The organism is uncultured Rikenella sp., from assembly GCF_948810725.1.
Lineage (GTDB): Bacteria > Bacteroidota > Bacteroidia > Bacteroidales > Rikenellaceae > Rikenella.
This window is the reverse complement of sequence record NZ_CAQIVA010000021.1, coordinates 21,743-29,094: the sequence shown is the minus strand read 5'-3', so window position 1 is coordinate 29,094 and position 7,352 is coordinate 21,743. Positions and strand designations below refer to the sequence as shown.

General features: G+C 61.3%; 6 protein-coding genes. All 6 read left to right on the top strand.

The genetic code is table 11. The annotated features are described in order from the left end of the window. The first annotated feature begins 286 nt into the window (after window positions 1–286). The 6 genes from tmk to Q9S52_RS06900 all read left to right on the top strand — a co-directional run bounded on the left by tmk (window position 287) and on the right by Q9S52_RS06900 (window position 7,332). On the top strand, window positions 287–973 hold the full coding sequence (gene tmk, locus Q9S52_RS06925) for a dTMP kinase (RefSeq protein ID WP_304708605.1): 687 nt from the start codon (window positions 287–289) through the stop codon (window positions 971–973). Further along, window positions 951–2,195, top strand: coding sequence for a BT_3928 family protein (locus Q9S52_RS06920; RefSeq protein WP_304708604.1), 1,245 nt, complete (start codon window positions 951–953; stop codon window positions 2,193–2,195). The genes tmk and Q9S52_RS06920 overlap by 23 nt, the downstream gene beginning before the upstream one ends. 45 nt (window positions 2,196–2,240) lie before the next feature. After that, the gene (locus Q9S52_RS06915) at window positions 2,241–3,731 is read left to right on the top strand and encodes a potassium/proton antiporter (protein ID WP_304708603.1); all 1,491 of its coding nucleotides are present in this window, start codon (window positions 2,241–2,243) and stop codon (window positions 3,729–3,731) included. A gap of 89 nt (window positions 3,732–3,820) precedes the next feature. Continuing rightward, the gene (locus Q9S52_RS06910; RefSeq protein WP_294593198.1) at window positions 3,821–4,921 is read left to right on the top strand and encodes a 6-phosphofructokinase; all 1,101 of its coding nucleotides are present in this window, start codon (window positions 3,821–3,823) and stop codon (window positions 4,919–4,921) included. Between the two features lie 116 nt (window positions 4,922–5,037). Beyond that, complete coding sequence (locus tag Q9S52_RS06905) at window positions 5,038–5,751, top strand: GIN domain-containing protein (RefSeq protein ID WP_304708602.1); 714 nt, start codon at window positions 5,038–5,040, stop codon at window positions 5,749–5,751. Window positions 5,752–5,772: 21 nt separating this feature from the next. Then, on the top strand, window positions 5,773–7,332 hold the full coding sequence (locus Q9S52_RS06900; protein WP_304708601.1) for a YifB family Mg chelatase-like AAA ATPase: 1,560 nt from the start codon (window positions 5,773–5,775) through the stop codon (window positions 7,330–7,332). The last annotated feature ends 20 nt before the right edge of the window (window positions 7,333–7,352 follow it).

Below are 7,352 nucleotides of genomic sequence, written 5' to 3'. Positions count from 1 at the left end.
AGGTACCCAAAGAACTTTTGCAGAGGTCGTCCCACAGGGACGACCACGGGTTCTCTCCGCCTTGTTTCGTTGGGCTGTGGTTTTCCGGCGGGGGCGCATTGGGGTAATACTCGCATTATAGCGCCCCGCCGAGAAAACCCAGCCCAACCTACCGGGCAGACACGGCCAGAGCATCCCGCAGGGATGCGCTCTGAAGTTTTTTTGGTTCTTTTTGTTCACAAAAAGAACAGTATCCTCAACCACAATGAATAATATACAATAAAACGTACGAATTAACCGACATCCTATGTTCATCGTTATCGAAGGCCTCGACGGCGCAGGCAAATCCACCCAGGTGAAACTCATGCGCCGTTTGTTCGAAGAACGCTACCGCCAGCACGTCGAATACCTCCACTTTCCGCGGTTCGACGTCCCCCTGTACGGCGAGCTCATCGCCCGTTTTCTGCGCGGCGAGCTCGGCGCTTTGGATCAGGTCGATCCCTATCTCGTCGCCCTGCTCTACGCCGGCGACCGGCAGGAGGCAGCCTCTATCATCCGCAACTGGCTCGACGACAGCAAAGTAGTGATTGTCGACCGCTACGTCTACTCCAACATCGCCTACCAGTGCGCCAAGCTGCCCGCCGGCTCCGACGCGCGCAGCACACTGGAACAATGGATTTTAGATCTCGAATACCGCCACAACGGTATCCCGAAGCCTGATCTTTCGCTCTTCCTCGACGTCCCCTTCGCCTTCACCGCCCGGAAACTCGCCGAACAGCGCCAAGGCGACGACCGCAGCTACCTCAACGGCAAGCAGGACATCCACGAATCCTCGCTCGACCTGCAACAGCGCGTGCGCGAAGTCTATCTCGACTGCGCCGCCGGCGACCCCACCTTTAGCGTCATCGACTGCGCCGACCCCACGACCGGCGGCATGCTGAACCCCGAATCCATCTTCCAAAAAATCGACCATGAGATTGCCCGACACCGTTAAACGCCTCCTGAGCCGTCCGAATCCTGCGTGGCTGACCGCCACCGCCCGATATCTGCTCGCCGCACTGTTTATTTTCTCCGGCGCCTCGAAAGCCGTCGACACCTTCGGACTCTCCGTCAAACTCGGCGAATACCTCTCCGCCTTCGGACTCGACAGCTTACAGGTGCTCGCACCCGCCGGAGCGATACTGCTCCCCTCCGTCGAGCTGCTGCTCGGCCTCCTGCTGCTGACCGGCACCACCCCCCGGATTGCCGCCTGGGGCGTTTTTCTCGCCATGAGCTTCTTCACCCCGCTCACCCTGTGGATCGCCCTGACCAACCCCGTGAGCGACTGCGGCTGCTTCGGCGACCTGCTGCGGCTCTCCAACTGGGCCACCTTCTGGAAAAACCTCGTCTTCTGGCCCTTATCTTTCGTGCTCTTCCTGAACCGAAACACACATACCACTCAGTCGTCAACCGTCGTCCGTACCGTGGTGAGTTATCTGATTCTCATCCCGTTGAGTCTCACGCTCAGCCTCTGGTCGTACAATAGTCTGCCCCTGCTCGACCCCACCCCGTTCCGGATCGGCGTCCACATCCCCAGCGCCATGAACGTACAGGAGAACGACGCCCGCACCCTCCTCGTCTATCGCGACAAGACAAACGGCGAGCTGCGCGAATTCGAAATCGCCGACACCACCTGGTACGACTCCTCGCGATGGGAATACGTCGACACCCGGACCATCGGACAGAGCCGCGCCCCGGAGATCCAGAGCCTGCCCATGTTCGACGACCGCCTCGACCGCTCCGACGAGATCCTCGGCCGGCGCGGCTACACCCTGCTCTTCGCCGTCAACGCCTACGACCCCGCCTGCGACTCCGCCATGATCGCCCTCGCCGACTACATCGGACAGTACAACGGCCGGAGCGTGGCGCTCAGCGCCTTTCCGCTTCCGGAAACACTGAGCCGCAGCGGCATCGAATGCTTCGGCAGCGACCACACCCTCCTGCGCACCCTGATCCAGCACCGCACCGGCGGCGCCCTGCTCCTGCACGACGGCACCATCATTGGCAAATGGGCCATGAACCGCCTCCCGCAGTGGAAGACGAACGGCTCCGACCCCCTGTCCGAAGTGCTCACCGCCGACCGAACGAGCGACGAACGACTCTCCATCGTCCTGTTCGTCGCCGCCGTGCTGCTCGTCGGCCTCGGCTTCCGCCTCAGTGAAAAAAACAGGGCCTAATCCGGCCGATTTTTCGTAACTTAGCCTTATTACTCGATTCCGCCCATGAACATCACCATCGGAAACAGCATCCTTATCGGCTCCATCCTCCTGTTCGTCAGCATCCTCGCCGGCCAGCGCGCCTATCGGTTCGGTATTCCCGCCCTGGTGCTCTTTTTGGCCGTCGGCATGCTCGCCGGAACAGACGGCATCGGCGGCATCAACTTCGACAGCCCGCCGATCGCCCAGTTCATCGGCGTCATCGCCCTCAACTTCATCCTCTTCTCCGGCGGGCTCGACACCGAGTGGCGCAGCGTCCGGCCCGTCATGTGGCAGGGCGTGACCCTCTCCACCGCAGGCGTGCTGCTGACCGCCATCTCGACCGGCCTCTTCGTCCATTGGGTCATGCCCGGCTTCACCCTCTTCGAAGGGCTGCTCCTCGGCTCCATCGTCTCCTCGACCGACGCCGCCGCCGTCTTCTCCATCCTGCGCTCCAAGAACCTGAAACTCAAAGATAACCTGCGCCCTATTCTGGAGTTCGAGAGCGGTAGTAACGACCCCATGGCCTACCTGCTCACGATCGCTTGCCTCGGCCTCGTGATCGACCCCGCCGCATCGGTCGGCGGAGCCATTCTGCGTTTCGTCATCCAGATCGCCGTCGGCGGCGGAGCAGGCATTCTCTTCGGGATAGCCATGGTCTGGGTCGTGCGCCGCGTGAAACTCGGCTACATGGGACTCTATCCCGTGATGGTCATCGCCCTGATGTACTTCACCTATGCCGCCACCGACCTGATCGGCGGCAACGGCTTCCTGGCCGTCTACCTCTCGGCCCTGTGGCTCGGCAACCACCGGATCCCTCATCGGGGCACCATGCTCAACTTCTTCGACGGCTTCGCCTGGCTCATGCAGATCATCCTCTTCCTGACCCTCGGGCTGCTCGTCTACCCCAGCCAGATCGTCCCCGTAATCGGCATCGGCGTCCTCGTCTCCCTCTTCATGATCCTCGTCGCCCGTCCCGTGAGCGTCTTTCTCTCGCTGCTCTTCTTCCGGATGCCCTTGCGGAGCAAGACCTTCATCTCGTGGGTCGGACTGCGCGGCGCCGTGCCCATCGTATTCGCCACCTACCCCCTGATCGCCGGCATCGACAAAGCCGGCATGATCTTCAACATCGTCTTCTTTATCTCCCTGATCTCCATTCTGATACAAGGCACCACCCTGCCCCTGTTCGCCAAGTGGATGAAAGTATCCGAACCCGAAGAACAGATGATCGGCACCCGCCCCGAATGGGAAGCCGCCGACATCTCCAACATGATCGAGATTCCGGTCGTACCGGGGAACGCTTACGTCGGCCACCTCGTTTCAGAAGCCCCCTTCCCGGACGGATCGCGCATCACCCAGCTGCGGCGGGGCGACGCCCGTATCATCGTGACCGGCTCCACCCGGCTCGAAGCCGGCGACCGCCTGATCGTCGCCAGCCAGAACCGCTCCGAAGCCGAAATCGTCTACCGCCTCTTCACCGAGAGCGCCCCGAACGGGAATCCCGCCCCGGAATCGTGATTCCCGACCCGCAACGATTGGCACATTCGAAAAATTGTTTACATTTGCAGTTGTTTTTCGAAACACAGACAGAAACACTCGAATAAAACATGAAAAGAGTCTTAGTTGCAACGAGCGGCGGCGACTGCCCCGGCTTGAATGCAGTGATCCGCGGCGTGGTCAAACGCGCAGCGCAGGAGGGGGACTGGGAAGTACTGGGAAGTATCCAGGCCTACAACGGTATCCTGTGGGAACCCACCGAAGTCAAAATTCTCGACGAAGCGGCTGTGGCCGGGATCCACTACCGCGGCGGTACCATCATAGAAACCACCAACAAAGGGGGCCCTTTCGCCTGGCCGGTGTATAACAAACACCTCGGCCAGTGGGAATACGTCGACCGCTCGGACGAGATGATCCGCAAGTTGCAATATATGGGCGTCGACGCTGTGATCTCGATCGGCGGGGACGGCTCGCAACGGATTTCGCAACAGCTTCAGAACCAAGGACTCGATATCGTCGGAGTACCGAAGACTATCGACAACGACCTCTCGGCTACCGACTTCACCTTCGGTTTCCAGACCGCCGTACAGATCGCCACCGACGCGGTGGACAAACTGGTGACCACGGCAGCTTCGCACAACCGGACATTCATTCTGGAAGTGATGGGGCGGAATACCGGGTGGATCGCCTTGCATGCGGCGATTGCAGGGGGCGCGGACGTCTGCCTGATTCCCGAAATCCCGTACGACATCAACATCGTCCTCGAAAAGCTCAACAAACGGTACAACTCCAAGAACCGCGGTTCCGCGATCATCGTCGTGGCCGAAGGGGCGGTGCCGAAGGATGGGACGGTGCACGCTGCGCAGGCGACTGAAGTCGGGTACGAAAACGTCAGACTGGGCGGGATCGCTTACGAGCTCAGCCGTCAGCTGAAAGCCGCAGGGTTCGAACCGGATATTCGGGAGACGGTGCTGGGACATATCCAGCGCGGTGGGGTGCCGATCGCTTACGACCGCGTCCTCGCTACCCAATTCGGGGTCAAAGCATTCGAATACGTGCTCGAAGGGAAATTCGGACACATGGTATCGTACCGCCATCCGGACATCATCGCCGTGCCGTTCGAAGAGGCTGTGGGCCAGTGCAAATACGTGCGGCCGGACAGCGATATCGTCGAAACCGCACGCGGTTGCGGGATCAGCTTCGGGGACTAAGTTCTTCTGCTGAATCTCAGTATATTCTGCCAAAAAAGGTGTCGTTTTCATCCGACGGATGAAAACGACACCTTTTTCTTTGGGCCGGAAGCGAAAAAAGAGCTACATTTGACGTTATGAAGATGCCTCGCAATCTTTTATTCGGTCTCCTCTCCGGCCTGCTGCTCCTCACCGGAGGCGCCGCCCGGGCCCAGCAGCAGCTCGTCGAGACCGAACCCATCGAGCCCTTCAACGTCTTACGCGTCGAAGGGCCCGTGCGTATCGAGCTCATCCCCGCCGACGAGAACCAGATGCAGATCATGACCTGGGATCTCGAAGCCAAGACCCTGACCTGGCGCGTGCGGGAAAACACCCTCCATATCTACGCCCGGAAAGGGCTCCTCAACAAACGCGCCTACGCCGATATCAAGCTCTACTACAAAGAGTTGAACCGCATCGTCATGAGCGGCGGCGAAGTCTATGGCCGCGAACCCATCCAGTGCGGCAGCCTCTACCTCGAAGCCGAAAGCTCCGTCGGACGGATGACCCTCCAGACCGAGTGCAACGACGTCACCATCCACGTGAGCGGCGACAACATCGTCCGGCTCGGCGGCATCGCCGAATACGCCACCTATCGGGCCCGGCTCGGCAGCCGGATCGAAGCCCTCGAACTCTCGGCCATGGAAGCCGCCGCCGACGCCTCGGGCAAAGGCGAAATCCAGCTCCGCGTCAACGAAGCCTTGGACGCGCGGGCCGTGAGCGGCGGCAACATCTTCTTCCTCGGCGAACCCATGACCCTCAACATCCGGAAAGCCACCTTAGGCAACGTCACCTCGATCAACGAGCCGTAATCCGGCCCTCCTCGCTCCCCTATGCTCGTCAAGACCTACAGCAGCACCGTCGAAGGCATCGACGCCCGCACCATCACCGTCGAAGTGAACCTCTCGCCCGGCATCCGTTTTCTGGTCGTCGGCCTGCCCGACAACGCTGTGAAAGAGAGCCAGCAGCGCATCACCGCCGCCTTCGCAAACACCGGCTTCCGGATGCCCGGCTTCAACATTCTGGTCAATATGGCCCCGGCCGACATGCGGAAAGTCGGCTCGCATTACGACCTGCCGATCGCCGTCGGCATCCTCGCCGCCTCGCAACAGATCGGCCACATCGACCGGCTCGAAAAATACATCCTCATCGGCGAACTCTCCTTAGACGGCACCCTGCTGCCGGTGAAAGGAGCCCTCCCCATCGCCATCCAGGCCAGGAAAGAGGGCTACGAAGGGATCATCCTGCCCGCCGCGAACGCTCCCGAAGCGGCGGTGGTCGACGGCCTGCGCGTCTACGGCGCCACCGACCTCACCTCCGTCGCCGCGCTGATCGAAAACGGCGAAGGCATCGAACCCACCGAGATCGACACCCGCCGCGAATACTTCGACCGACTCGCCGATTTCGACCTTGACTTCCGCGACGTCAAAGGACAGAACGACGTCAAACGCGCTTTGGAAATCGCCGCCGCCGGGGGACACAACGTCCTGATGATCGGCCCTCCGGGCTCCGGGAAGAGCATGCTCGCCAAACGCATGCCCACTATCACCCCGCCGATGACCTTGGCCGAGGCATTGGAGACCACCAAAATACACTCCGTAGCCGGAAAATTAGGTACTGGCGAAGCAGGCGGCTATCGCGGCGGGCTGCTCACCGCCCGGCCTTTTCGTGCCCCGCACCACATCGCCTCGGAAGTCGCCCTGGTCGGCGGCAGCGTACCGCCGCAGCCCGGCGAAATTTCGCTGGCCCACAACGGCATCCTCTTTCTCGACGAACTCCCCGAATTTCACCGCCGGACACTGGAAGTGCTGCGCCAACCGTTGGACGAAAAACGCATCTCGATTTCGCGGGCCAGATATACGGTGGACTACCCCGCCAACTTCATGCTGATCGCCGCGATGAACCCCTGCCCGTGCGGCTACCGGACGCATCCGGACAAAGAGTGTACCTGCACGCCGAGCGCACAGGCGCGTTATATGGATCGCATCTCCGGTCCCCTGCTCGACCGGATCGACATCCAGATCGAGGTCGTCCCCGTGGCGATCGAGAGCATGACCCAGCGCCGGCGCGAAGGCGAGACCAGCGCTGCGATCCGGGAACGCGTCATCGCCGCTCGAGAGCGACAGATCGCCCGGCTGCAACGCGACGGGTACCGGCACACCTACTGCAACGCCATGCTCACTCCGGAACAGCTCGACCGATACTGCCAGCTGGACGACGAGAGCATCGACCTGCTGCGCGAAGCGATGTCGACCATGGGGCTCTCGGGCCGCGCCTACGACCGGATCCTGAAAGTCTCGCGCACCATCGCCGACCTGGCCGGCAGCGAAGAGATCCGGCTCGACCACGTCGCCGAAGCGATCCAGTACCGGAGTCTCGACTGCATGCGGTAGCCGCTCTCTGTTCCGCCTCC